The sequence below is a fragment of the Bradyrhizobium sp. 139 genome, from assembly GCF_023074175.1.
In the GTDB taxonomy this organism is placed as follows: Bacteria; Pseudomonadota; Alphaproteobacteria; order Rhizobiales; family Xanthobacteraceae; genus Bradyrhizobium.
In genome coordinates this window covers 91,967-118,702 of record NZ_JADPKS010000173.1, presented here as the reverse complement: position 1 = coordinate 118,702, position 26,736 = coordinate 91,967, and the positions used below count along the sequence as shown (strand labels likewise).

22 protein-coding genes are annotated in these 26,736 nt (G+C 64.7%); 12 read left to right on the top strand and 10 right to left on the bottom strand.

Annotated features, from left to right (window positions below):
• Window positions 1-19 precede the first annotated feature (19 nt).
• The 6 genes from IVA80_RS36635 to ugpB all read right to left on the bottom strand — a co-directional run bounded on the left by IVA80_RS36635 (window position 20) and on the right by ugpB (window position 9,011).
• A complete protein-coding gene (locus IVA80_RS36635) occupies window positions 20-1,789 on the bottom strand; it encodes an ABC transporter ATP-binding protein (protein WP_247439976.1) in 1,770 nt (589 codons plus the stop codon).
• A 289-nt stretch (window positions 1,790-2,078) separates the two neighbouring features.
• Window positions 2,079-2,978 carry an ABC transporter permease gene (locus tag IVA80_RS36630; protein ID WP_247439975.1) on the bottom strand — a complete coding sequence of 300 codons (900 nt, stop codon included), beginning with the start codon at window positions 2,976-2,978 and terminating at the stop codon, window positions 2,079-2,081.
• Between the two features lie 212 nt (window positions 2,979-3,190).
• Window positions 3,191-4,204, bottom strand: coding sequence for an ABC transporter permease (locus IVA80_RS36625; protein ID WP_247439974.1), 1,014 nt, complete (start codon window positions 4,202-4,204; stop codon window positions 3,191-3,193).
• Between the two features lie 272 nt (window positions 4,205-4,476).
• On the bottom strand, window positions 4,477-6,099 hold the full coding sequence (locus tag IVA80_RS36620) for an ABC transporter substrate-binding protein (RefSeq protein ID WP_247439973.1): 1,623 nt from the start codon (window positions 6,097-6,099) through the stop codon (window positions 4,477-4,479).
• 407 nt (window positions 6,100-6,506) lie between these two features.
• Window positions 6,507-7,448, bottom strand: coding sequence for a phosphotransferase (locus tag IVA80_RS36615; RefSeq protein WP_247439972.1), 942 nt, complete (start codon window positions 7,446-7,448; stop codon window positions 6,507-6,509).
• A 198-nt stretch (window positions 7,449-7,646) separates the two neighbouring features.
• Entirely contained in the window at window positions 7,647-9,011 is a 1,365-nt protein-coding gene (ugpB, locus tag IVA80_RS36610; protein WP_247440018.1) for a sn-glycerol-3-phosphate ABC transporter substrate-binding protein UgpB, read from the bottom strand.
• A gap of 164 nt (window positions 9,012-9,175) precedes the next feature.
• Here ugpB and IVA80_RS36605 point away from each other — a divergent pair, with 164 nt between their 5' ends.
• From IVA80_RS36605 to IVA80_RS36560, 10 genes are all read left to right on the top strand, one after another.
• A complete protein-coding gene (locus tag IVA80_RS36605; RefSeq protein WP_346348060.1) occupies window positions 9,176-9,640 on the top strand; it encodes a hypothetical protein in 465 nt (154 codons plus the stop codon).
• Window positions 9,641-9,646: 6 nt separating this feature from the next.
• Window positions 9,647-11,725: an ATP-binding protein gene (locus IVA80_RS36600; RefSeq protein ID WP_247439970.1), complete on the top strand. Its 2,079-nt coding sequence runs from the start codon at window positions 9,647-9,649 to the stop codon at window positions 11,723-11,725.
• Entirely contained in the window at window positions 11,695-13,440 is a 1,746-nt protein-coding gene (locus tag IVA80_RS36595; protein WP_247439969.1) for a DUF3369 domain-containing protein, read from the top strand. Before IVA80_RS36600 ends, IVA80_RS36595 begins: the two co-directional genes overlap by 31 nt.
• 23 nt (window positions 13,441-13,463) lie before the next feature.
• Entirely contained in the window at window positions 13,464-14,201 is a 738-nt protein-coding gene (locus tag IVA80_RS36590) for a response regulator (RefSeq protein ID WP_247439968.1), read from the top strand.
• 342 nt (window positions 14,202-14,543) lie between these two features.
• The gene (locus IVA80_RS36585; protein ID WP_247439967.1) at window positions 14,544-15,155 is read left to right on the top strand and encodes a sigma-70 family RNA polymerase sigma factor; all 612 of its coding nucleotides are present in this window, start codon (window positions 14,544-14,546) and stop codon (window positions 15,153-15,155) included.
• Window positions 15,156-15,493: 338 nt separating this feature from the next.
• Window positions 15,494-16,192: a cytochrome c biogenesis CcdA family protein gene (locus IVA80_RS36580; protein ID WP_247439966.1), complete on the top strand. Its 699-nt coding sequence runs from the start codon at window positions 15,494-15,496 to the stop codon at window positions 16,190-16,192.
• Window positions 16,193-16,223: 31 nt separating this feature from the next.
• Window positions 16,224-16,787, top strand: a complete 564-nt coding sequence (locus IVA80_RS36575; RefSeq protein ID WP_247439965.1) for a thioredoxin family protein — start codon at window positions 16,224-16,226, stop codon at window positions 16,785-16,787.
• 84 nt (window positions 16,788-16,871) lie between these two features.
• Window positions 16,872-17,846 carry a hypothetical protein gene (locus IVA80_RS36570; RefSeq protein ID WP_247439964.1) on the top strand — a complete coding sequence of 325 codons (975 nt, stop codon included), beginning with the start codon at window positions 16,872-16,874 and terminating at the stop codon, window positions 17,844-17,846.
• 365 nt (window positions 17,847-18,211) lie between these two features.
• Window positions 18,212-18,805, top strand: a complete 594-nt coding sequence (locus tag IVA80_RS36565; protein ID WP_247439963.1) for a L,D-transpeptidase — start codon at window positions 18,212-18,214, stop codon at window positions 18,803-18,805.
• Window positions 18,806-18,859: 54 nt separating this feature from the next.
• Window positions 18,860-19,897 (top strand): amino acid ABC transporter substrate-binding protein, encoded by a 1,038-nt coding sequence (locus IVA80_RS36560; RefSeq protein WP_247440017.1) that lies wholly within the window; start codon window positions 18,860-18,862, stop codon window positions 19,895-19,897.
• 177 nt (window positions 19,898-20,074) lie between these two features.
• Here the strand turns inward: IVA80_RS36560 and IVA80_RS36555 are convergent, their stop codons facing one another.
• Window positions 20,075-21,214, bottom strand: coding sequence for an acyl-CoA dehydrogenase family protein (locus tag IVA80_RS36555; RefSeq protein ID WP_247439962.1), 1,140 nt, complete (start codon window positions 21,212-21,214; stop codon window positions 20,075-20,077).
• 144 nt (window positions 21,215-21,358) lie between these two features.
• The gene (locus IVA80_RS36550) at window positions 21,359-22,558 is read right to left on the bottom strand and encodes an acyl-CoA dehydrogenase family protein (protein ID WP_247439961.1); all 1,200 of its coding nucleotides are present in this window, start codon (window positions 22,556-22,558) and stop codon (window positions 21,359-21,361) included.
• A 158-nt stretch (window positions 22,559-22,716) separates the two neighbouring features.
• Here IVA80_RS36550 and IVA80_RS36545 point away from each other — a divergent pair, with 158 nt between their 5' ends.
• Together IVA80_RS36545 and IVA80_RS36540 are read left to right on the top strand one after the other, a co-directional pair.
• The gene (locus tag IVA80_RS36545) at window positions 22,717-23,262 is read left to right on the top strand and encodes a carboxymuconolactone decarboxylase family protein (protein WP_247439960.1); all 546 of its coding nucleotides are present in this window, start codon (window positions 22,717-22,719) and stop codon (window positions 23,260-23,262) included.
• A 114-nt stretch (window positions 23,263-23,376) separates the two neighbouring features.
• Complete coding sequence (locus IVA80_RS36540; protein WP_247439959.1) at window positions 23,377-23,871, top strand: VOC family protein; 495 nt, start codon at window positions 23,377-23,379, stop codon at window positions 23,869-23,871.
• A 95-nt stretch (window positions 23,872-23,966) separates the two neighbouring features.
• Here the strand turns inward: IVA80_RS36540 and IVA80_RS36535 are convergent, their stop codons facing one another.
• Together IVA80_RS36535 and IVA80_RS36530 are read right to left on the bottom strand one after the other, a co-directional pair.
• Window positions 23,967-25,202: an MFS transporter gene (locus tag IVA80_RS36535; protein WP_247439958.1), complete on the bottom strand. Its 1,236-nt coding sequence runs from the start codon at window positions 25,200-25,202 to the stop codon at window positions 23,967-23,969.
• Between the two features lie 216 nt (window positions 25,203-25,418).
• A complete protein-coding gene (locus tag IVA80_RS36530; RefSeq protein WP_247439957.1) occupies window positions 25,419-26,666 on the bottom strand; it encodes an MFS transporter in 1,248 nt (415 codons plus the stop codon).
• Between the last annotated feature and the right edge of the window lie 70 nt (window positions 26,667-26,736).

Below are 26,736 nucleotides of genomic sequence, written 5' to 3'. Positions count from 1 at the left end.
CACGCTCCCAAACAATCTCTCAGTGCACCGGCAACGGCGGATGCGGGATCGCCGTCAACAGCTCCTTGGTGTAGTCGTCCTTGGGATCGCTGAGGACCTGCTCGGAAGATCCCTCTTCGACGATTCGACCTGTCCGCATCACAATGACACGATCGCACAACAAGCGCACTACGTTCAAATCATGCGAGACGAACAGATAGCTCATACCTAGCCGCGCCGTGAGGTCCTGAAGCAGGTTCAGGACCACGGCTTGCACCGAGACGTCCAGCGCCGCCGTCGGCTCGTCCAGGATGACGAGTTTTGGATGCAGCGCGATGGCGCGGGCGATGCCGACGCGGGCCTTCTGACCGCCGGACAATTGATGCGGGAAGCGATCCAGCAGATTGTGCGGCAGGCCGACCATGGTCGCCAGCTCTTCGCAGCGGGCGCGGAGCGCATCGCGGCCCCTGACGTCGCCGAGCTGCATGATGGGGTCAGCGATGGCGCGCGCGGCGGTGAACCGGGGGTTGAGGCTGTCGGTCGGGTCCTGGAACACCATCTGGATTCGGCTGCGCTGCGGCAGGCGGGCGAACGAGGCTGGCGCGATGCCGCCGATGTCCTCGCCGTCGAACTGGATCAGGCCGGAGGTCTGGTCCAGCAGCCGCATCACCATCATCGACGTCGTCGATTTGCCGCATCCGGATTCACCGACCAGACCGACGCTCTCGCCGTGGCCGATCGAGAGGCTGATGCCGTCGACCGCGCGGAACACGTCCGGCTCGACCGGCGGCTTGCGCCCGAACAGCTTGCCGAGCGTCGCGGTGGCGCCCTGGCGGGGATATTCCTTGATGAGCTTTTCGATGAGGAGGAGAGGCGTTGGATTCTCGTCACCCCCGGGCTTGACCCGGGGGTCCATCGACTGAGACGAGTCTTGCGAAGCGTGATGGATGGCCGGGTCAAGCCCGGCCATGACGGCTGAGGGCTCCTCCTCCGGCAACAGATCCCGCAAACTCACACCGAGCCTTGGCGTCGCGCGCATCAGCTTCTTGGTGTAGGGGTGTTGCGGATTGGCGAAGATGTCGGCGGCTTTCGCGGTCTCGACCACCCGGCCCTTCTCCATCACCACCACGCGGTCGCAATAGGCGGCGGCCAGCCCCAGATCATGCGTGATCAGGATGGTCGACATCGCCTTGCGCCTGGTCAGCTCGACGATCAGGTCCATCACCGTCTTCTGCGTGGTGACGTCGAGGCCGGTGGTCGGCTCGTCCGCGATCAGGAGCTGCGGATTGCAGGCCAGCGCGAGCGCGATGACGACGCGCTGGCACATGCCGCCTGACAGTTCGAACGGGTAGGCGTGGTAGCGCTCGCGCGGGCGGGCGATCTTGACCTGCTCCAGCGCCTCGATCGCCTTTTCGCCGCGATCCGAAACCATGGCCTGCTGCACATGGGTGCGCAGCACGTCCTCGATCTGGTCGCCGACCTTGCGGATCGGATTGAGCGCCGCGCGCGGGTTCTGGAAGATCATCGAGACTTCGCGGCCGCGCAGATCGCGCATCTGGTCTTCGGTTGCGGCCTTGACGTCAATGCCGGAGAACATCACCGAGCCCTCGGCGATCCGTCCCGCCCGGTCGAGGATGCGCATCACCGCGTAGGACGTCACCGACTTGCCGGAGCCGGACTCGCCGACGATGGCAAGCGTCTCGCCCTTAGCGACGGAGATGTTGACGTGCTGGACGGCCTTGACGATGCCGCGGCGGGTGGAGAATTCGACGGTGAGGTCCTGAACGTCGAGCAGCGGCTGGGCGGTCATGGATGCCTCGCGTCACTCAAAAAGAGCGAAAACAACCCCATGCACAGTAGAACGGGGCTGGAATCGTTGATGAATTTCGGACGAAAAATTGGAGGCGAGGCAGGCGCGGCTCTTCTCCCTCTCCCCGTTCTTACGGGGAGAGGGTTGGGGTGAGGGGCCTCTATCCGCGCAAACGATTGCCAGAGGAGTTCGCGGAGAGCCCCCCTCACCCGGTCCGCTAGCGCGGCCCGGCCTCTCCCCGCACGCGGGGAGAGGCGAAGGGCGGCACCAGCTTCAGACAAAACAACCATCACGTCCTCCGCTGGGGGTCGACGATGTCGCGCAGGCCGTCGCCGAGGAGGTTGAAGCAGAACACGGCGATCATCAGCGCCAGGCCTGGGAACAGCGCGATCCACCATTCCCCTGAGACCATGAAGCCGGCGCCCTCGGCGACCATGATGCCCCATTCGGCCGCCGGCGGACGGACGCCGAGGCCGATGAAGGACAGGCCCGCGGCATTGAGGATGGCGTAGCCCATGGTGAGCGACATCTGCACGATCATGATCGGCATGATGTTGGGCAGGATGTGCACGAGGAGAATGCGGAATTCGCCGTTTCCCGACAGCCGCGCGGCCTGCACGAAGCCGGCATTGCGGCGGACATTGGCCTCGGCGCGGGCGACGCGGGCGTAGAGCGGGAAGTTGACGATGGCGGTCGCCAGGATGATGTTCTGCACGGTGTTGCCGAGCGCGGCGACGATGCCCATCGCCAGCACGAACAGCGGGAAGGCCATGATGGTGTCGGCGATGCGGCCGACGATGCGGTCGGTCCAGCCGCCGAAATAGCCGGCGGCGATCCCGGCGAGCCCGCCCATCAGGAACACCAGCACGACGGAGGCGACCGCGATGAACGTATCGAGCCGCGTCGCCACCACGACGCGGCTGAAGATGTCGCGGCCCAATTGATCGGTGCCGAACCAGTGCGCGGCCGACGGCGGCTTCAGCGACGCCGCGGTGTCGGACGCCAGTGGATCATACGGCACCACATAGGGACCGAAAATCGCGGCAACGAGGATCACGATCAGCAGCGCAAAGGCAAAGCCCGTGACCTTGTTCTCGCCGAGCACGTAGCGGGTCTGTTCGAGGATCGCGACCAGCCCCGAGGTGCGGGCAGGACCGACGGGTTCAACAGCAGGTGCAACGGAGCTCATGGAATCACCAGGATGGCGTTTGACCGATCCGGCAAGCTGCGGTGCCTTGCCTCTCCCGCTTGCGGGAGAGGTCGGCGCAACGCGCCGGGTGAGGGCTCTCTCCACATCGGGACTGTCGCTCGCGGAGAGACCCCCTCCCCAACCCTCCCCCGCAAGCGGGAGAGGGGGCGCATCGTCTTCGGAGCTTGCACCTGACGAAACGTCTTCATGGTTCAGCCCTCCAGCCGCACGCGCGGATCGATCACGCCATAGAGAATGTCGATCACGAGATTGAGCAGCACGTACATCACCGCCATGGTCAGCACGAAACCCTGCACCGGCGCGAAGTCCGACGAGATCAGCGCTTCCACCGCATAGGAGCCGATGCCGGGCCAGGCGAACACCTTCTCCACCAGCACGTTGGCGCCGAGCAGGAACGAGAACACCATGCTCAGCGTGGTGATGACGGGGAGCATCGCGTTGCGGAAGGCATAGGTAACGATGACCGTTGCCGGCGACAGGCCGCTGGCGCGCGCGGTGCGGACGAACTCCGACGACAGCACCGCCAGCATCGCGGCCCGCGTCATGCGCGCGATCGGCGCCAGCGAGAAGATCGCCAGCGTCGTCGCCGGCAGGATGAGCTGGCTCAGCGCCGAGCGAAACGCCTCGAAGTCGCGCGCGAGCAAGGTGTCGATCAGGTAGAAGCCGGTCACGGTCGGCGGGGTGCTGTAGAACACGTCGAGCCGCCCGAGCGGCGCCGGCGACCAGCCGAGCCGGAAATAGAAGACATAGACCAGCACGAGACCGGTGAAGAACACCGGCAGCGAGACGCCGGCCGTCGTCGTCACCCGGCAGAGATGGTCGACCCATGATCCCGGCCGCGTCGCCGCCAGCACGCCGAGCGGAATGGCGATCACGATGGAAACGATGAGGCCGAGCAGCGTCAGCTCGGCGGAAGCCGGCAGGCGATTGCGGATCTCGGCCGCGACCGGCTGTCCCGTTGTCAGCGAGTTGCCGAAATCGCCATGGGCGAGATCGTTGGTGTAACGGAAGAACTGCTCGACCAGCGGCCTGTCGAGGCCGAGCTTCTTGCGGATCTGCTCGACGGCTTCCTTCGTCGCGGCGGGACCTGCGAAGTAAGCGGCGGGGTCACCGGGCAGTGCGCGGGTGAGCAGGAAGGTGACGATGACGACGCCGATCAGCGACGGGATCGCGAACATCAGGCGCTTGCCGATCATGGTCAGCATGAGGCGTTCCTTCTGCGCTGCGCTTGTGAGCACGCTCGCGCCGCTTGCTCGGCTGCGCCCCCTCTCCCCTTGTGGGAGAGGGCTGGGGTGAGGGGTCGCCGCAAGCGAGGTCGGAGTTCGTGGCTACCCCTCACCCTGCCCTCGAGAGCGAGCTTCGCTCGCCTCGGATCCCACAAGGGGAGAGGGAATGAGAGAGCCGTGCTCACCTCACTCGGGAAGATGGCTAGAGACGCGGACACCTCACTCGCGCCGATCATGGTGAGCATGCCCCCTCACCCCTTCGCCATCGCGCGATAATCGAGACGACGGTGGAACCAGTATTGGTAGCCGCTGATGTTCTTCTGCATCGCGACGTTGACGAAGGGCTGGTACAGCGGGATGCGCGGGATGTCGCTGTAGGCGAGATCGACAAAGCCCTTCACGTCGGTGTCGTAGGTCGCCATGTCGCCGGTGGCGGCCGCAACGCGCGCGCCGTCGATCAGCCTGTCCATCTCCGCCGACTTGTAGCTCATGGTGTTGAAGACGGAATTATTGCCGTGATAGCACCAGTAGAAGAAGTATTCGGGGTAATCGAGCCAGCCCGAGAACACGTTGGTGAAGAGCGGCATCTCCTTCTTGTTCAATTCGGTGCGCCAGTTGGCGCCGGGCACCTTGTTGATGGTGGTCTTGATGCCGATCTGGGCGAGGCTCTCCTGCACCAGCACACAGAGCGGCTCGTTGACGCCGGCGAAATTCAGGTCGAACGAAATCGTGGTCTCGAAACCGTTGGCGTAGCCGGCCTCGGCCATCAGCGCCTTCGCCTTCTCCATGTCGGTGTTGTATTTGTGCGGCTGCGGCCAGGCGACTTCGGTCGGCTTGTCCTTTGCCGCACCGAACATCGGGTTCGCCAGCCCGAACATCACCGCGTCCATGATCTTCTGATACGGAATCGCGTAGGCCACTGCCTGACGTACTTTGGGATTGTCGAACGGCGGCTTGGTCACGTTCATGCCGATGTACTGGATGCCGTTGGAGAACGGCAGCGACACCACGTTGAGCTTGCCGTTCGCCTTCATCTCCTGGAAATCCTTGTTCGGCAGCTCGTAGGAGATGTCGGCATCGCCGCGCTCGAGCAGCGCCCGGCGGTTGCCGGCCTGCGGCACCATGCGCCAGATCACGCGCTTGATCTTCGGCAGGGGGCCGCCGACCCAGTCGTCGTTGCGCTCCATGATGACTTCGGTGCCGGCGGTCCACTTCGTCACCTTGTAGGCGCCGGAGCCCGCGGTCTGCTGCTTGGTGAATTCGAGACCCCAGGGATCCTTCTCGCTGGCGTTCTTCTTCACCAGCTCGGAGTTGACGATGCAGGGCACGATCACGGCGAGATCGGGGATCGTCAGCTTGTCCTTCTTCAGGAAGTCGACACGCACCGTGTAGTCGTCGATCACGACGAACTGCTCGGGCTTTGTCAGCGAGCCCGCGCTCATCTGGAAGGTCGGGAAGCCGCCGACGCTGACGGCGCGGTCGAGCGACCATTTGACGTCTCTGGCGGCGACAGGCGCGCCGTCGTGGAATTTGGCGTTCTTCTTCAGCTTGAAGGTGACCGACATGTCGTCGATCTTCATGTCCTCGGCGAGCTCGCCCTTGAACTTGTCGCGGTCGTAATAGGGAACGCCGCCGGGACCGGTCTTCATCTCGTGGCTGATCAGGCGGTCGTAGCAATTCCAGGACACCTCATAGCCGGGCACGTTGGTGCCGACGCCGTGGATGTCGAGATTGTTGGGGCCACCTTCCGAGACGATCAGCAGCGTCTCCGAGCGCGCATCGGCCTGGGCGGACGAGATCACGGACGGCACGGCCGGAAGCGCCGCGCCTGCGGCCAATCCGGAAACGGACTTGAGGAAATCGCGGCGCTTCATGGAATGGCTCCAACACAAAAGCTTCTGGTTGGAACTGGATTCGCAAGGTTCGTGCCAAGGCTTAACGAGGCGTTAGCCGTGGGTTAATCGACTGAAGTGCAAGCGATTTTCTATTTTCCGCCCGATCCGGCAGAGCGTGGTGATCCTTCGATCTGCATACAATTAATAGAAATTGCTCAAGAATTGGGCTTAGAAGAGCGGAGGCCCATCTGGGAGGCAACGGCAGAAGTCCTCGCGCAGATGATTGGGCGCCAGTGCCGTAGCGGCGAGGCGCGGTCGTCATTCCGGGGCGATGCGCAGCATCGAGCCCGGAATCCATCGGGCCGCAGAACGCGCGGGAAGATGGATTCCGGGCTCGCCGCTCCGCAGGCCCCGGAATGACAGAGAGAGAGGTGGGGCGGGAGCGCTCACCCCGGCCAGATCAGATCCTGAAGCGCGACGAGATCGTTTGCCCTCTCCTGCCAGCCCTCGATGCAGATGTGGCTGTTGAGGTCGCTGGCACGATGCAGCAGCATCAGGGCCATCAGCCGCCGCTTCAGCGCGAAGTCGAGCTTCTCGTGGCCAAAGCCTTCGAGCAGGCTGCGCACGCGGTCCGGCCGGCCCGCCGCCATGAAGGCGCTGGGGCCGAGCAGGTCGTAGTCCCGCCATCCCGTCAGCACGTCGCCGAAATCGAACAGGCCGGCGAGCGACCATTGATCGTCATGGCAGGCGAGCAAGAAGTTCTCCGGAATGTATTCGCCGATCAGGATCACCGGCGGCGCATCCATCGGGATCAGCGCAGCTGCGTCGCGCAGCAGATCGTCGAGACCGGCGAGGAATTTTGGCGCAAGGCAAAGGCGCGTGTGCCGCGCCTTGCAGCCCTGCATCTGGGCGCGCATGAAGTCGTCCCAGCGCGGCTGGATCTGCGCGAGCGTTCCGAGCGGCGCGCGCTGCACGGCGGCAATCGTCTCGCCGATCTGGCGCAGCACGCGCTCCTTCTGCGCTTCCGGCAATGACGGCCACACCTCCGAGCCGAGCGTGCCGGCAAGGCGCGTGACGACGAGATAGGGCCAGCCGTTGCGCATCCCTTCCGCGACGATTTCGGGGATCGGCAAATGAACACGGCCGGCAAGCTGGGTCAGCGATCCGCGCTCGGAGACGAATTGCGCGTGCAGCAGCGGCGGGAAGATTTTCAGGATCAGCGTCTCACCGAGGCCTATGACGAGGTTGGTGCCGGTCGCAAACACATGAGGGGAGCTGATATCGAGACCGTGGCTACGGGCGATGTCGAGCGCGATCGGCAGCCATCGCGCGGAAGCGGAGCGCCAGGCGCGAAAGCTTTCCGCGTTCGTGAATTGAGGTAGTTTCATCCACATCGCAACCTTGATTACATTTCAAAGCAGTTCACCCGCGGCCCATCCTTCGAGACGCCCGCTTTGGCGGGCTCCTCAGGATGAGGGCGGAGTGCGTAGCAGCCATTTCAACGGGCACCGTTGCCGCTTAAGCCTCATCCTGAGGAGACCGCAGAGCGGTCGTCTCGAAGGACGAGGCGCACGCTCAGGCCGTTGCTACCGGTCCGGGCTGGCGCGCTCGAACTGGCGCAGCAGCTTGTTGCCACGCTCGACTGCGGAATCGAGCGCAGCCTGCGCGCCCTTCTGGCCATTAAAGGCCTGCTCCAGTTCGTCCTCGATGGCGCCGCGGATCAGGATGAAAGAACCAAGCCGGATGCCCTTTGAGTTCTCCGTCGGCGGATGCAGCGTGATCTCCTCGAACGAGATCGCGGAACCCGGATTGCGGTCGTAAAAACCTTGTGCGCGCGTCAGCTCATAGGCGGCGCGGGTGATCGGCAAATAGCCGGTGCTCTGGTGCCAGGCCGCCTGCACGCCGGGCTGCGACAGATAGGCGAAGAACCGCGCCACGCCCTTGTATTCCTCGCGCGGGCGGTCGCGCAGCACCCACAGCGTGGCGCCGCCGATGATCGAATTCTGCGGCGCCCCCTTCACGTCGGGCCAGTACGGCATCATGCCGTAGCCGATCTCGAATTTCGAATTCGCCTTGATGTCGGCCCGCGTCGCCGAGGAGCCGATGAAGATGCCGCATTCGCCGTTCTGGAAGCGCGGCTCGGCCGACTGCCCGCGGCCGCTGTAGTCGAATACCTTGCCCTTCTGCCATTCGGCGAGCTGGGCGACATGCTTCACGACGACGGGGTTGCTGATGGTCAGCTCCGCATCCAGTCCCGCAAAGCCATTCGCGCGGGTCGCGAGCGGCAGATTGTGGAAAGCGGAGAGATTCTCGATATGGATCCAGGACGGCCAGGACGTGGTGAAGCCGCACACCGCGCCGCGGTCGCGCAGGCGTTTTGCAGCAAGCCCAAGCTCGGGCCAGGTCTTCGGCGGCTTCTCCGGATCGAGGCCCGCGTCGCGGAACATGGTCTTGTTATAGTACAGGATCGGCGTCGACGAATTGAACGGGAACGACAACAGGTTGCCGGCCGCATCGGTGTAAGAGCCGGAGACCGCGGGAAGGTAATTGGTGAGCGAGAACGGCTCGTTCATGTCCCGCATCATGCTGAACACGGGATAGATCGCGCCCTTGGCCGCGGTCATGGTGGCGGTGGCAACCTCGTTGACCTGGACGATCGCCGGCTGGCTGCGCGAGCGGAAGGCGAAGATCGCTGCCGTCACGGTCTCGGTGTAGTTGCCCTTGTAGCTCGGCACGATCCGGTAATCGGATTGCGAGGCGTTGAAGTCGGAGGCGAGCTTCTCCAGCTGCCGCCCGAGCTCGCCGGACATGGCGTGCCACCATGCGATCTCGGTGGCGGCACGCGCCTGAGGGGGCAATGTGAGGATGATGAAGGCGGCGACGATCTGCAAAAGACGCGATGCTGAAATCACGATGGCTCTTCCCGCGTCGCACGGCAAAAAGGCGACCATACCTGCATAAGGCGCGGCTTTTCCGGTTTCAACCAGCAATAAGGATCGCTCGCGCCGCACAATCGCCCCCGGCGAGCCCGGCGGGACAGCCCTCCCCCGACCATCTGCTAGATTGCATTGAACCTTTTCTTCCCGCCATAGACTCCCATACCAAGGGGTTGAGTGTGCCAGTGTTGAACCGTGCCGAACTCTCGCGGACCGGGATGGTGTTCGTTGCGCTTCTGTTCGCCGAATGCGCGATGGCCATCTGCGCGACGGGCGCCGTTGCGCGCGAGTTCCGCGCTGCCGACACCCAGACCGAGGATTACCCGACTGTGCAGGCGCTGCGCTACATGGGCGCCCTGATCGCCGATCGCACCTGCGGCCGGCACGAGATCAAGGTGTTTCACTCCCGCCAGCTCGGCGAGGAGAAGGAAACGCGCCCTGAGGTGCTGGTGATCTCGCTCAAGGCCTGGCAGAGCCTCTCAGTGGACGACCAGCCGATTTTCCGCGAGGCCGCGGCTCGCTCCAGCCGGTTCATGCGCGAGAAATGGCGCGACCTCGAGGAGCAGTCGCAGCTTAAAGCGCGGGCCGCCGGGCGCAATCCCGCCGCGACCGCGTTGATCGAACGCATTCGCAAGGTGGAGTGAGTTTAGTTGGCCGCGCCTGGACACAGCGAGCACGCAGACAGGCCGCCCGGCCCGATCGGGCGGCTGCGCGCGCGCGTCGTCGGCGCGCTCCGCGCCGTGCCGATCCGCTGGCGCATCCTGTCGATCGCAGCGCTGAACTCCGCCGTCGTGGTGGTGCTGGTGGGAATGATCTGGAACGGCTCGCAGGTGCTGGGCTCGGCCTGGGACGACGTGCGCCAGGTGCGCGAGTCCGACAGGATCCTGGCGCTGCTCGAAAGCGAAACCGGGCGCCTGCACAATCTGATCCACCGCTACATCAACCAGCCGAGCCCGGATCTGTTTGCCGAGATCCTGCTGCTGCGCGAGGCCGTGCTGGGCACGCTGACCGACCGCGCCGCCAAGGACCCGATGCTGTCAGGCTCGGTCGAGGAGCTGGAACGCACCACCGACCGCTTCCTCAACGGTTTCGGCGAGCTGCGCGGCGTGCAGGCGACCATTGCCAAGACCTATGAGGAGCAGGTGCAGGGCCCGGCCAGGGATATGGCCGGCCTCTATTCCATCATCGAGGGCGCCACCGGCCATCGCGACGCGCTGATCTGGCCCTCGCTCGGCAAGTCCCGCGAGGCCTTCACCGCGATGCTGGTGGCTGCCAATTCCTACTATCTCTCGCTCTCGCCGGCGGCCGCCGACGACGCGCGGCGCAACACCGAGACGATCGAGTCCACCGTTCCGGTGATGCTGGATCTCGCCGACAACGACCTCCAGCGCATGGCGCTGCAAAAGCTCGCGACCCGCACCGCCGCGCTGCGCGAGGGCTTTGCAAGACTCTCCGAGCAGCTGATGAACCGCACCGAATTGCTGCGCAACGCCATCGACGCCAGCCAGGCCGAGGCGATCGGCGCCATCGACGACCTCTCGACCAAGATGCGCCAGCGCGAGCAGAAGGCGCAGGAGACGTTTGACCGCACGCTGGCGGACATTTCTCGTCGTGTCCTCTCCATTGCGGTGATCTTCCTCGGCACCATCCTCACCGCCGGCGTCCTGATCGCGCTGTCGATCCGGCTGCCGCTCCAGCAGATCATGGCGGCGATGCGCGCGATCACGCTCGGGGAGCTCGACCGCGAGGTGCAGGGCACCAAGGCGCGTGACGAAGTCGGGGCCATGGCGCGCGCGGTGGAAGTGTTCCGCGAAAACGCGATCGCCAAGCGTGAGACCGAGGACGAGCTGCGCGCGTCGAAAGAGAGAGCCGAGAGCGCGCTGCTCGAGCTCAACACCGCGCAGCAGAATTTGATCGACGCCGAGCGGCTCGCGGCGCTCGGCGGCCTCGTCGCCGGCGTCGCCCACGAGGTCAACAATCCCATCGGCATCAGCCTGACCGTCGCCTCCAGCTTCGCCCGGCGCACCGAGATCTTCGAGGCCCAGCTCAAGGGCGACGGCGGTCTGCGCCGCTCGCAGCTGGAAGAATTCGTGCAGTCCTCGCGCGACGCCTCGCAGCAGCTCGTCGCCAACCTCCAGCGCGCCGGCGAGCTGATCCAGTCGTTCAAGCAGGTCGCGGTCGACCGCTCGCATGCCGAGCGGCGGCAGTTCTCGCTCAGCGAAGCCACCGACCAGATCATCGCCAGCCTGCGTCCGGTGCTGAAGCGCTCGCCGATCACGCTCCAGGTCGACGTGCCCGAGGGGCTCTTGCTCGACGGCTATCCGGGCTCCTACGGCCAGATCCTGACCAACCTCTTCCTTAACGCCGCCAACCACGCCTTTGCCGACGGCCGCGCCGGCACGATCTCGATCTCGGCGCGACCGCGCGGGACCGACGACATCGAGATCATCTTCGCCGATGACGGGGCCGGCATGAGCCCCGACGTGCAGCGCCAGGCCTTTGACCCATTCTTTACCACCCGGCGCAATGAAGGTGGTACGGGACTTGGCCTGCATATCGTCTATAACCTTGTCACCCAGCAGCTCGGCGGGCGCATGATGCTGGAATCCAAGCTGGGACAAGGCACTACTTTTCGCATTATCATGCCCCGCCTCGCCAGGGGCGGCACGCAAAGCACAGAGACTGACGGGACTTCTCAATGGCCGAACCGGACGATGTCCTCCACCTGATCGACGACACCGGTACCGCGCCGGAGGACCAGAACGCCCGGAGGTGGAAGATCGCCGTCATCGACGACGATCCGGCCGTGCATGACGGCACGCGTTTTGCGCTCTCGGACTACAATCTCAACGGCCAGGGCCTCGAGATCCTCTGCGCCCATTCCGCGGCGGAAGGTCGCAAGCTGATGGCCGCGCATAGCGACATCGCCGCGGTGCTGCTCGACGTCATCATGGAGACCGATGTGGCCGGCCTCGAGCTGGTTGAGTACATCCGCAGCGAGCTCAAGAACGAGACCGTGCGCATCATCCTGCGCACGGGACAGCCCGGTCAGGCGCCGGAGCGGCGCGTGATCGTGCAGTACGACATCAACGACTACAAGGCCAAGACCGAGCTCACCGCCGACAAGCTGTTCACCTCGCTGACCGCGGCACTGCGCTCCTATCAGCAGCTCGAACGCATGGTGCAGACGCGGCGCGGGCTCGAGATCATCATCGACGCCGCCTCGACGCTGTACGATTTCAAGTCGATGCAGCGGCTGGCCGAGGGCGTGCTGACCCAGCTCGCCTCGCTGCTCAATGTCGATTGCGCCGGTATACTGGTCTTGCGCGACAATGGCGGCGTGGACCCCGAACTCTCCGTGCTCGCCGGCAGCGGCTGCTACAGCCGCTTCATCGGCACGACCTCGTCGAAGGCGCTCGACCCCGATCTGCGTGCGATGGTGGAAGCCGCGTTCCAGGGCCGCAAGAATGAATTTGCCGACCACCGCAGCGTGATTTACTTGCGGACCGGCTCCGGCCGCGAAGTGGTGGTGCTGCTCCAGGCCGAGCGCGAGCTGTCCGAGACCGATCGCTCGCTGGTCGAGATCTTCTCCAGCCGGCTCTCGATCGCATTCGACAACGTGATCCTCTATCAGCAGCTCCAGGACGCCAACGCCCAGCTCGAGGATCGCGTCGCCCAGCGCACCCGCGCACTGATGCAGGCCAACCGCCGGCTCTCGGCGCAGTGGCTGCGGCTGCAGCGCGCCAACGGCTTCAAGAACGAGATTCTGGGCACCGTCGCGCATGATCTCAAGAACCCGCTCGGCGTCATCCTCGGCCGCACCGAGATGCTGAAGGAGCTGATCTCGACCGGCGCGTCGGCGAGCGGCGTGGGTGCCCAGGTCGATCACATTCGCGATGCGACGAAGCGCCTGACCACGATGGTCGATCATCTGATCTCGGACGCGATGGCCGATGCCTTCGACATCACCATCCGCCGCGAGCCGGTCGACGTCGCGGCGCTGGTGAAAGAGGTGGCCGATGCCAACCAGCCGCTCGCCGTCAACAAGCAGCAGGCGATCAGCGTCACCGCGCCGCCCAACGTCGTCACCATGTGCGACACCGACCGCATCCGCGAGGCGATCGACAACCTCATCAGCAACGCCATCAAGTACAGCCCGATCGGCGGCAAGATCATCGTCGCGGTCACCCACGAGGCCACCGACACCATCGTCCGTGTCAGCGACGAGGGCGCCGGCCTGTCGCCGGAGGATCTCGGCCGCCTGTTCGGCCGGTTCCAGCGGCTCTCGGCAAAACCGACCGCGGGCGAGAGCTCGACGGGGCTTGGGCTTTCCATCGTCAAGCGTATTATCGACATGCATGGCGGCGAGGTGACGGCCGAGAGCGACGGTCCCGGCAAGGGATCGACCTTCACCATCACCCTGCCCGCGACCGCGTTGCCGTGATTTGAGTACCGAGACTGAGTGACATGACGCAAAGCCAGCACATCATGATCGTCGACGACGAGGCGCCGGCCCGCGAGATGGTCGGCGATTACCTCAAGATGCACGGCTTCACCGTGACGCTGTGCGACGGCGGCAAGAGCTTGCGCGCCGCGATCGACAGCAGCATGCCTGACCTCGTCGTGCTCGACCTCAACATGCCCGAGGAAGACGGCCTCTCGATCATCCGCGACCTCAAGAGCCGGATCAACGTGCCGGTGATCATGCTGACGGCGACCGCGAGCCCGATCGACCGCGTCGTCGGCCTCGAGCTCGGCGCCGACGATTACGTGGCCAAGCCCTGCGAGCTGCGCGAGCTGATGGCGCGCATCCGCTCGGTGCTGCGCCGGAGCACACCGGTGAAGGCTGCTGCTGCCGGGGCGGCGGCTGCGAAATCGGACAAGGACCAGCTGGTTCGCTTCGGCACCAAATGGCTCGACCTGGAAGCGCAGGCCTTGCGCGACGACGAAGGCAACGAGCATCCGCTCACCGCGTCCGAGTTCGGGCTGCTCAAGGTGTTCGCGGCCAATCCGAAGCGCGTGCTGTCGCGCGAGCGCCTGCTCGAATTGGCCAACGCGCGCGATGCCGAAGCCTTCGACCGCGCCGTGGATCTGCGCATCATGCGCATCCGCCGCAAGATCGAGCCCGACCCAGCCAAGCCCGCCGTGATCCGCACCATCCGCGGCGGCGGCTATCTGTTCTCGCCCGCGGGCGAGAAGGCGTAGGGGCGCGCGGCTAGCCAAGCAAAGGTGTCGTCCCGGACAAGCGAACGACGTGAGCGCTGATCCGGGACGACGGCGGAGTATGCGGCGCGACCGAACGCAAAGGCCGGAAATACGTTCCCGGCTGCTCACGACGTCGCCAAACCGCCCGCCCCGTATTTTCCGTATATTGAAATTCCACGCCTTTCTGCCCCGAATGTTTCATCGCGCCCTGTCCGACGAAACAATTTGGCGGCGCACGAAACCATTTTCCCCTTTTCGTGCAGACGTCCCGAAACGTTGGCTCATTAACACTTTGGTCCAAGGAAACGCCGCTCGGTTGCGGCGCTACGGGGAGCTAAGTCAATGCCGAACGTCATCGCCATCAACGCCCAGGCCAGCCAGAGCATCATTGCCGCTCAGGCGACCTCGGACGACATGCTTCTGGAGAGCATTGCCGACGGCAACCGGACGTCGATGCACATCCTTTATTGCCGGCACAATGTGCGCGTCTACCGCTTCATCCTGCGCATCGTGCGCGATGCGACCACGGCGGAAGACCTCGTCAGCCAGGTGTTTCTGGACGTGTGGCGGACCGCCGGCCAATTCCAGGGCCGCTCGCAGGTCTCGACCTGGCTGCTCTCGATCGCCCGCTTCAAGGCGCTGACCGCGATGCGCCAGCGCCGCTTCGAGGACATCGACCAGGACGACGTGCGCCAGATCCCTGACGATGCCGAGACGCCGGAGAGCTCGCTCGACCGCAACGACACCAGCGCCATCTTGCGCGCCTGCGTGCAAAAACTGTCGCCGGCACATCGCGAGATCATCACCCTGGTCTACTACCATGAGAAGTCGGTGGAGGAGGTCGGTCAGATCATCGGCATCCCGCAGAGCACGGTGAAGACCCGGATGTTCTATGCCCGCAAGCAACTGGCCAGTTTGCTTAAGGGCGCCGGCGTCGACCGCTTCGCTGCCTAAGGCGAAGGATTTCAATGGGATAGGGCCAGGCCTTCGGTCCTTTCCCCGGACACGGAAGTGTTACCGCCGACGAAACAATTGAAACAAAGCACAACATCAGGCGGAAAAACTTCCCCCCTATAACGTCCACATACGGTTTTGCTTAAACCTCCCAAGAACCTCCAACGACCCGGACGATGCCCCCGTCCGGGTCGTTTTGTGCTTGGGGGGTACAAGCGGGAGAGGGAGCGCACCGTCGGTGCGGCCACGGCCCTCCCCGTCACGAAGGCGTGACACTGCGTAACGACCGAGACATCCGGCCCGAAACAACCTCGTGACCCTCCTTCACGAGTGGCCCGATGCTCGAACTTCTCTTCGCCGTCCTTGCCGGAATCCTCACCATCGCCGCGCCCTGCACGCTGCCGATGCTGCCGATCTTGCTCGGCGCCTCGATCGGGCGTGCGGGGCACTTAAGGCCCGCGATGATCGCGCTCGGCTTCGTCGTCTCGTTCTCGGCGACGGCGCTGCTGTTAGGTGCGATCACACGGCTGTTCGATTTCGATCCGAACGTGCTGCGCGAGACGGCGTCAATCCTGTTGCTCGGCTTCGGCCTGTTGATGCTGTGGCCGGCGCCGTTCGAATGGCTGTCGATCCGGCTCAATGGCTGGCTCGATCTCGGCAACTCCAGCGCCGTGCAGCGCGAGGGCGCGTTCGGCGGGCTCGTCCTCGGCACCACGCTCGGCCTGGTCTGGACGCCCTGCGCCGGCCCCGTGCTCGGCTCGATCTTGACGCTGGTCGCGACCCAGAAGAATGCCGCCTGGGCCGGCACGCTGCTGGTCGCCTATGCGATCGGCGCGGCCATCCCGATGCTGGCGATCGCCTATGGCGGCCAGGCCGCGACCACGCGCGTGCGCAGGCTCGCGCGGATCTCGCCGCGGTTGCAGCAGGGCTTTGGCGTCGTCGTGATCGCCTTCGCGGTCGCCGCCTATTTCCAATATGACACGCTGATCGTGGCGTGGCTCACCGGCTTCTATCCCACCGGCCAGATCGGCCTGTGATCATCCCTCAGCTTCACCGGAGGACGTTTCCATGACTTTCAAACTGCTCGCCGTCTCAGCCGCACTGATCGGCTTCACTGTTACCGGCGCCGTCATCCCCGGCATCTGCGACGAAGCCGCGCGCGCCACACCTGTCGTCACCGCTGCCGCAAGCCAGCAGACCGCACCAGACTTCGCCGGCATCAGCAGCTGGTTCAACTCGAAGCCGCTGAATATCGCCGAACTGCGCGGCAAGGTCGTGCTGGTCGACTTCTGGACCTATGGCTGCGTCAACTGCGTCAACACGCTGCCGCACGTCACCGACCTCTACGCCAAGTACAAGGACAAGGGCCTCGTCGTGGTCGGCGTGCACACGCCGGAATTCCCGTTCGAGCGCTCGGCCTCCAACGTGCAGGCCGCCCTAAAGCGCCACGGCATCACCTATCCGGTGGCGCAGGACAATGAGTCCAAAACCTGGAACGCCTACCGCAACCGATATTGGCCGGCGCAGTACATCATCGACCAGAACGGCAAGATCGTGTTCCAGCACGAAGGCGAGGGAAGCTACGACGAGACCGACCGCACCGTTGGCCGGCTGTTGAACGCCAATAGCTGATGCCGCATGCGGTGGCTTACGTTGTCGCTTGACTCCACGGACCCGTCCGTGGAGTTTCGAAAGCAACGCAATCAGCCGCCCGCAATGGACGACGCGACCACCAATAGCGACATTCGCCTCCGTGAAGGCGCCTCGATCGCGCAGCGGCTGGTCATGTCCGGCTTTGCGGCCGCCGTTGCGCTGTGCTTCACGCCGGGCCTGTTCACGCACGACACTTTGGAAATGATCATCTCCGTGGTCGCGCTCCTCATGGGAGCAGCGTTCGTCGGCGTCATCATGCTGGCGCCGGCGGTGGTGTGGATCATCACGCCGACCGAGATTTTGATCGGGCAACAGCGCCCGTTCGGAAAACTCCGGACGCGGATCGTTGCCAAAGACGCCATCAGCGGATTGCAGGTTCCCGGCAGCAAGAGGGCGAGAGCCCGCTTCCAGCTGGCGTTCACGCTGGCCTCCGGAGAACGCCTGACGTCGCCGCCGATCGCCGATGTCACGCATGTGCGCGACACGGTGGCGCGGATCGCCGCGCAGTTCGACGTTCCCGACGTCGAGTCTCCGGTCAATCCGCTCGATGCCAGCAATCCCGAGATGCGTCTCGGCGACCCCCTCGAGCCGTTTTCCACGCGGGACATCCGGATTGTCGCACTGATCGTCGTCGCATTGTGCGCCGTTCCCTACGCCTACAAGCTCTGGCGTGGCCTGTCGCCCGGCCCGGTCGACAACGTGCTGCTGCCGGTTGGCGCGCTCGCCGCGTTCGCCGTGCACAGATATGCCAACGTTGTGACCGGCGCTTTCTGGATCATCCGCCAAGGCGATATCCGCGTTGAACGCCTGTGGGGCGACGGCACGTTGCGCGCCGACCATATCGCGGGGCGCGACGTGAACGCGATCACGGTCGAGCGCCGCGGCCGGTCCGAGGACGAGCACTGCATCGTCGTGATCCGGTTGCAGTCCGGACAACGATTTCGCAGCCCCCGCATCGGCTCTCGGCTCGAGGCCCGGGCCGTGGGGGCCGAAATCGTCCGGCGGCTCGGGATTGCGGCTGAGAGCAACCAGATCTAGCTGGCATCCAGTGCGAATTGGCAAAGTTGATCTCACCGCTAGTTCGGTCTGAGCCTCTCCCGCTTGCGGGAGAGGCCGCCGCGTAGCGGCGGGTGAGGGCTCTCTCCCCATCGGGAGTGTCCCATTGCGGAGACACCCTCTCCCCGACCCTCCCCCGCAAGCGGGGGAGGGAGCGCACCACCACCGCGGCAGCAATCTGAGCTTTTCGCGCCATCCCCCATTTGTGGCATTGCGAGAGGCCTGTCAAAAAACCAAAGCATTCTCGTGACATACCAGCCGGGCGCGCCATCAACTTGCCACGAAGCTGCCCCTGAGTTCAGATGGTTCCGAATGATTTGCGCTGTGGCAGCGGGGAGAGCTTGAAAATGACGGATTTTCGTCGCCTGACGGGGGTGTTTATGGCTGCGGTGGGGCTGATCCTGTCCGCGCCGCATGCCTCCGCCCAGCAGCCCGACCGCGGCGACGAGCCGGGCCTGGTCGCCGACGATGGCTATGAGCTCGATCCGGAATGGCAGAAGCAGGTCGTTTACTTCCGCACGACCGAAGTACCGGGCACCATCATCATCTCCACCGCGGAGCGCCATCTCTATCTGGTGCAGCCGGGCGGACGCGCGATCCGCTACGGCATCGGGGTCGGACGTGACGGCTTTCAGTGGCAGGGCCTACTGAACATCGCCAACAAGAAGGAATGGCCGGACTGGACGCCGCCGCCGGAGATGATCCAGCGCCAACCCTATCTGCCGCGCTTCATGGCCGGCGGCCCCGGCAATCCGCTCGGCGCCCGCGCCATGTATCTCGGCACCACCGTCTATCGGATCCACGGCACCAACCGGCCGGACACGATCGGCACAAAGGTCTCCTCGGGCTGCTTCCGGCTGGTCAACCGCGACGTCGCCGATCTCTACGATCGCGTCCCGGTCGGCACCAAGGTGGTGGTGCGGCAGAAGCCTGAGCTCTGATCTTCCCACCTTCTTCAAAATTCCTTTTCCCGATATTTTCGAGAGAGCAACATGATGCGCACTTTTCGAGGCGGCCTGCTGATCGGGCTCGCGGTCGCCGTGCTGGTCGGCGTCCTGGCGGTGATCTACGAGTTTTACGACACCCGCACGCTGAAGCGCACCGTGCGCCGCGGCGAGGTGCTGTGCGGCGTCAACAAGGGCCTGCCGGGCTTCTCGATCCCGGACGACAAGGGCAACTGGACCGGCTTCGACGTGGATTTCTGCCGCGCGGTGGCCTCGGCGATCTTCAACGATCCGGGCAAGGCGAAGTTCGTCCCGCTCGACGCCAGCGAGCGCTTCAAGGAATTGCAGAGCCGCAAGGTCGACATCCTCTCGCGCAACTCGACCTGGAGCATGGCGCGTGAGCTCGACTATGATCTCTATTTCCCGGCGGTCGCCTATTACGACGGCGCAGGCTTCATGCTGCCGCGTTCGCGCAACAAGGAGACGTCGCTGGACCTGACCGGCAGCAAGATCTGCGTCCAGGCTGGAACCACGACGGCACTCAACGTCGCGGATTACTTCCGTGCCAACAACATGAAGTATGAAGAGGTGAAGTTCGACAAGCTGGACGAGGTCGTGAAAGCCTACGATACCGCCAAGTGCGACACGCTGAGCGCCGACGTCTCCCAGCTCTACGCGCTGCGGCTGAACCTGTCCAAGCCCGGCGACCAGATGATCCTGCCGGACATGATCTCCAAGGAGCCGCTCGCCCCCGTCGTGCGCCAGCGCGACGACGACTGGATGATGATCGTAAAGTGGACGCTCTATGCGATGATCAACGCCGAAGAGCTAGGGGTCACCTCGGAGAACATCGACGAGGCCCTGAAGTCGAAGAAGCCGGAAGTGATGCGCCTGGTCGGCACCGAGGGTAATTACGGCGAGCAGCTCGGCCTCACCAAGGACTGGGTCGTCCGCATCATCCGTCACGTCGGCAATTACGGCGAGATGTACGAGCGCAACATCGGCGAGAAGTCCAAGCTGAAGATCCCGCGCGGGATGAACCAGCTGTGGAATGCCGGCGGTGTGCAGTACGCGCCGCCGGTGCGGTAGGCAGTCTCTCGGCCGACATTGCGAAGCGACCTGTCCGCCGAAGCTCCAAGAGCGAAGGCAGAAGTGAAGCGCCACATCCTCAGTCGTCATGCCCGGGCTTGTCCCGGGCATCCACGTTTTGAGGCACATTAAGAACGTAGATGGCCGGGACAAGCCCGGGCATGACGAGGTGAGAGCTCAATACCCCCGCGCTCGCGCCAGCTGCTCGGTGTGGTAATTCGCATCGCCGAACAGTTCCTCGCACACCCGCGCGCGTTTCATGAAGAAGCCGATGTCGAACTGGTCGGTCATGCCCATCCCGCCATGCATCTGCACGCCTTCCTGCACCGCGCGCGTGGCGGTGGTGCCGGCGCGGGCTTTTGCCACGGCGACGGCTGAGCCGGCCTTGGCGACGTCCACATCCAGCGCCTGGAGCGCCTTCATCGTGGCGGCGCGGGTGATCTCGATATCGACATAGAGCTCGGCGGCACGGTGCTGGAGCGCCTGGAATTCGCCGATCAACTTGCCGAACTGCTTGCGGCTCTTGAGGTACTCGACGGTGCGATTGAACACCTCCTCGCTGAGACCCACCATCTCGGAGGCCACCGCAGCGCGGCCGATGTCGAGCACGCCATCGAGCAGGGAAGCGCCCTGATCGACCTCGCCGAGCACGCCGTCGGCATTGACTTCGACATCGGCAAGCTCGATCCGCGCCGCATTATGCGCATCGACCATGATCGTGCGCTCGATCGCGACGCCCCTGGCCTTGGGGTTGACCAGGAACAGCGTCAAGCCGTCACGCTCGCCGGCGGCACCGGCGGTGCGCGCGGCAACGATGAGAAGATCGGCGACATGGCCGTCAACGACCAGCGCCTTGGCACCGCTGAGCCTGAAACCGTTGCCGGCGCGCACCGCCTGAAGGCTGGTCTGGAGCGGGCGATGTTTTGCGCCTTCGTCGATCGCCAGCGTCGCGAGCAGCGAGCCGCTGGAAATTTTTGGTAGATATTCCGACTTCTGCGCGGCATTGCCGCCGCGGCTCAGCGCCGAGGCCGCGACCACGCTGGTGGCGAGGAACGGCGACGGCATCAAGGTGCGGCCGATCTCTTCCATGACGACGCCGGCCTCGACGAAGCCGAGACCGCTGCCGCCGAACTCCTCCGGCACCAGCAGGCCGGCAAAGCCCATCTCGGCGAAGGAATGCCAAAACTCCCTGGAGAAGCCGGTCGGATCCCTGGAGTCGCGCAAGTGCCGCAGATGCGACACCGGCGCCTTGTCGCTGATCAGCCCGCGCGCGCTGTCACGGAGCATCGATTGTTCTTCGGTGAGGACGAGGGCCATGACGGGCTCCAAAAAAGTGCTGTTCGACTGGATTCAGTGTTGACCCTCATGGTGAGGAGGCGCGTGCGCCGTCTCGAACCATGCAGGCCCGACTCATCCTTCGAGACGCGGCCTGACGGCCGCTCCTCAGGATGAGGCTCTTTCCTAGGCCCCCGGCAGATCGAGGATGCGCTTGGCGACGATGCCGAGCATCACCTCGCTGGTGCCGCCCTCGATCGAGTTGGCCTTGGTGCGCAGCCAGGCGCGCGGACGGGCGCCCAGTTTCGAACGTTCGCTCTCCCATTCCAGCGCGTCGACACCGCCGGCCGACATCAGGATCTCGTAGCGACGCTTGTTGAGCTCGGTGCCGTAATATTTCATCGCGGAGGAGAACGCCGGATGCGCCTGACCCGCCTTGGCGAGATCGACCGCGCGCTCGGCGCAGGCCGCGAGTGCGGCTTCGTCGACGTCGAAGCTGGCGATCCGGCCGCGCAGCATTGAATCATCGAGCCGCCCCAGCGCATCGGTACCGACCGAATCCGCCGCGATCTGGCCGAGCGGACGGCCGACGCCGCGCTCGCCCATGCCGGAGATCATCGCGCGCTCGTGCTGGAGCAGATATTTCGCGACGTCCCAGCCGCGGTTGACGGTGCCGACGACGTGCGATTTCGGCACGCGGACATTGTCGAAGAAGGTCTCGCAGAACGGCGAATAGCCGGAGATCAAGAGGATCGGCTTGGTCGTCACGCCCTTCGAGGTCATGTCGAACAGGATGAAGCTGATGCCGTCGTGCTTCTTCGCAGCGGGGTCGGTGCGGACGAGGCAGAAGATCCAGTCGGCGTAGTTGGCGTAGGATGTCCAGATCTTCTGGCCGGTGATGACGAAATCGTCGCCGTCGCTCTCGGCGCGCGTCTGGAGCGAGGCAAGATCTGAGCCGGCGTTCGGCTCGGAATAGCCCTGGCACCAGCGGATCAGGCCCGCCGCGATTTTCGGCAGGTGCTCCTGCTTCTGCGCTTCGTTGCCGTATTTGAGCAGCGCCGGCCCGAGCATCCAGATGCCGAAGCTCGACAGCGGCGGACGCGCGCCGATTCTTCCCATCTCCGTTCGCAGCACCTTGTGCTCGGCGGCGCTGAGGCCGCCGCCGCCATATTCCCTAGGCCAGTCCGGCACGGTCCAGCCCTTGTCGCGCATGCGCTCGAACCAGATGCGCTGCGGCTCGGACGCGAATTTCGCGTTGCGTCCACCCCAGAACACGTCGACGTCGGATGTCGCGGGCTTGCGCATCTCCGGCGGGCAATTGGCTTCCAGCCAGGCGCGCGTCTCGCTGCGGAATTGTTCGAGATCAGCGGTCTCAGAATCTGTCATGGCTCGTTTCCATCAACTAAAATAGACTTGTTGGACGTGACTCTGGGCCATCGCATCGCGGAATTCAACCACTTCTGCAGCCATCGGCTACTCACCCTCGTCGTCGTCAGGCTATAGTCGCCGCCACGGCGACGCCTAAAAACAAAGAGGAAACAACGATGCGCCTTAAACTCCTTTCGCCTGGCGAAATGAACGAGAGCCAGCGGCAGACCTATGACGAGTCGATTGCCGGCAAGCGCGGCAAGCCGCCGGCGCCGATGATGGCCTGGCTGAACAGCCCCGAGATGGCCCGTCACGCGACGCGGCTCGGCGAGGTCCTGCGCTTCGACACGATATTCCCCGCAAAGCTTTCTGAGATCGCGATCCTGGTGACGGCGCGGCACTGGACCGCGCAGTACGAATGGTACGCGCACAAACGCCTGGCGCTTGCCGGCGGCATGGATCCGAAAATCATCGACGCGATCCGCGACCGCCGCACGCCGGCGTTCGACGATCCCAAGGCCAAGATGATCTACGACGTGGCGAAGTCGTTGCATGAAGGCCATAGTATCGAGAAGGGCCTCTACGATGCGGCCGTTGCGTTGCTCGGCGAGCGCGGCGTGGTCGAGGTGATCGGGCTGTGCGGCTATTACACGCTGGTGTCGATGACGCTGAACACGTTCGAGTTCGAGCTGCCCGAGGGCGAGGTGCCGGAGCTCGCTTGATTGCCCAACCGGGTGCGCAGTCAGTCTCGCATCCGGAAACGCTGGGTTTCCGGACAGTCCCGTAGCACTGTCCCGGGGCCCGGCCTATGTGGAGTACAACAACGGAGCATTCACATGTCGCAAAGCCCCGCCGTCGCCGCCGGCACCAGGATCGGCCACGTCCATCTCAAGGTCGCCGATCTCGATCGCGCCCTCGGCTTCTATTGCGGCGTGCTCGGATTCGAGCTGATGCAGCGCATGGGCTCGGGCGCGGCCTTCATCTCGGCCGGCGGCTATCATCACCACATCGGGCTCAACACCTGGGAGAGCAAGGGCGGCTCGCCGCCGCCGCCGGGGACGACAGGACTCTATCACACCGTCATCCTCTATCCGACGCGCCCCGCGCTGGCGGATGCGCTGCACCGCGTGCTGTCGGCCGGCATTGCGCTGGATGGGGCGAGCGACCATGGCGTGTCCGAAGCGCTGTATTTGCGCGATCCCGACGAGAACGGTGTGGAGCTCTATTGGGACAGGCCGAGGGAGCAATGGCCGTTTGGAGCGGACGGCAAGCTCGCGATGTTCACCAAGCGGCTGGATGTCGAGGAGTTGCTGAGGCAGCGGGAAGCGTGATGCCGTAGGGTGGGCAAAGCGAAGCGTGCCCACCAATTTTTACAGCACGAGCGGAGAGCAGGTGGTGGGCACGGCGCTTTGCGCCTTTGCCCACCCTACGAAGTTCTCGCCCGCGGCGTCCCCCGCACCATGATCAGCGCCGCGGCCGCCACCTCCAGTGCGATGCAGAGGTAGAACGGCAGCGAATAGCCACCGGACCAATCGCGCAGGAAGCCGACGACGCCGGGGCCGAACGCGTAGGTCACTTGGTTGATCGCGGTGTTGAGGCTGATCAGCACGCCGAACGAGGCGGAATCGAATTCCTGCTGCACGATCAGCGACGGCAGCGTGATGAGATTGCCGACCGAGAAACCGAACAATGCGCAGGCCGCGATCAGCACATAATCGTTGTGCAGGTTGATGACGACGAGAAGCGCCGCGGCCTGGCTGAGGAATGACAGCGCGGAGGCAAGGCGCTGGTTGAGGCGGTCGATCACCATCGAGAACAGCACCCGGCCGATCACCGCCATCGCGGTCAGCACCGCGACGGCCACCGCGGCACGCTCGCGCCCGATCACGGGATCGAGGAAGGAGATCAGGTGCACGATGAAGCCGACCTGCGCGAACAGCACCAGCGCGAACGCAATCGTCACCGTGAGAAAGCCGACATCACGCAGCGCATGTTTGCGGATCTCCGTCGACGATTGCGGCTTCGCTTTCGTCGCCGCACGCCAACCGTGGAGATCCGGCGGCCGGCCGACGACGATCAGGATCACCGGCACGAGCAGCGCCAGCATGGCGGCGGCGACGGTGAACATCGCACTGGCGAACCCGATATGACCGATCAAGGTCACCAGCAGCGGCACGCCGACGATGCCGCCAAAACTCGCGCCGTTCAGCGCCAGGCTGATCGCCATGCCGCGTTTCTGGTCGAACCACAGGCTGATCGTGTTGGTGATCATGGCCAGACTCGTGCCGGCCCAGCCGAAGGCGAGCACGGCGTCGGCGAGATAAAGCTGCCAGGGCTCGCGCACCGCGCCAATGGCGACGGCGGCGGCCGACATCGCCAGCGTGCCGGCGATCAAGCCGAGTCGCGGGCCATATTTGTTGACGGCTTCGCCGACGAAGACGACGAGCAGCGCGCCGAACAGATAGAAGAACGTCGTGCCTGAGGAGATCAGCGAAGCCGACCAGCCGTGCGCGCGCTGAAGCTCGGCGACATAGACGCTCTGGCCGTAGAAGCCGAGCCCCCAGCCGAAAGTCGCGAGCAGGAAGCAGACCGCAACGATGCGCCAGCCTTCGTAGCGGAGAGAGGATTCGTCGATCGTGGCGTGTTGAGGATTGTCGAGCATGCCGCCTACTCCGTCATGCCCGGGCTTGTCCCGGGCATCCACGTTCTTCGATCCGCCCTAATTCGATCCGCCCTAAGACGTGGATGGCCGGGACATTTTGCGTCAAGACGCGCTTCACGCTTTAGCCCGGCCATGACGCAACATCTAATAACTCGCCCCCGAAAATCACTTCGATAGCGATCGAACGATCAACGCTGCTGACAACCTCCCGCCAATTCAGATCGCGTCCGGGAACTCTCCCATGGCCGCATCCAGCCGCGCCCTGCGGCGGCGCGCCCAGGACGCCAGCGAGAGCACGGCAAGCCCGAGCAGCACCGGCGGGAACACAACCATGTTCACGGCGGACCAGCCGTAATTAGCAAGCAGTTGCCCGGACGAGAACGAGCCGATCGCCATCATGCCGAACACCAGAAAATCATTGAAGGCCTGCACCTTGTTGCGCTCCTGCGGACGGTGCGTCTCCAGCACCAACGCAGAGGCTCCGATGAACGAGAAATTCCAGCCCACACCGAGCACGATCAGCGTCGCCCAGAAGTGCATCGCGGTGAGGCCGGAGAGACCGATGCCGGCGGCGCCGGCCTCGAGCAGCAGGCCGGCTGCGACGATAACAGGCGCCCCGAAGCGCGCGATCAGCGCGCCGGTAAAGAAGCTCGGCCCGTACATCGCGACGATGTGCCACTGAATGCCGAAATTGGAATCGCTGAGGCTGAGGCCGCACATCCTCATTGCGAGCGGCGCCGAGGTCATCACCAGATTCATCATGGGATAGGAGATGACACCGCACAGAGCGGCCGCGATGAAGCGTGGTTGGCTTACGATCGTGAGCAGCGGCCGCCCGCCATGCAGATCGGCCGGAGCCGGCTTCGGCATGTCGACGCCGGCAACGATGCCCATCGCGACCAGCGCGACCGCGGCCTGCACCAGGAAGCTGAAGGCAAACAGATAGGGCGACCAGACGTCCATCGTCCATTGCACGAGTTGCGGACCGAGCACGCCGGCGAACACGCCGCCGGCCATGACCCATGACACCGCCTTGGGCCGGTAGGCGGCGCTGGCGCCGTCGGCGGCGGCGAAGCGATAGGACTGCGCCACCGCGCCGTAGAGGCCACCGAGGAAGGTCGCAACGCAAAACAGCGCGAACGAGGCGTGCAGGATCGCGAACGAGCCGAGCACGCCGGTAAGCACACCGCAGCCGGTACCGACGACGAAGGCCCAGCGGCGGCCGAAGCGGCGCGAGATCGCACCGGTCGGCAGCGTGCCGGCGGCGAGCCCGACGACGTACATCGACAGCGGCACTGTCGCGAGCGACATGTCTGGCGCGAGCGTGGCGCCGACGATCGAGCCGGTGGCGAAGATCACCGCCGAGTTGGCGCCGGTCAGCGCTTGCGCTGCGGCAAGGCGCACCACATTGGCGCGCACGCGGGCATCGGCGCCGATCTGATCGGCTGCAGTCACATCAAGCATCGGCATTTCCGCCCAAGGGCCTTTAAAGGTGCTTTGTTGATTCCCGGCACTATGGAGGAGCGCGGGAGGG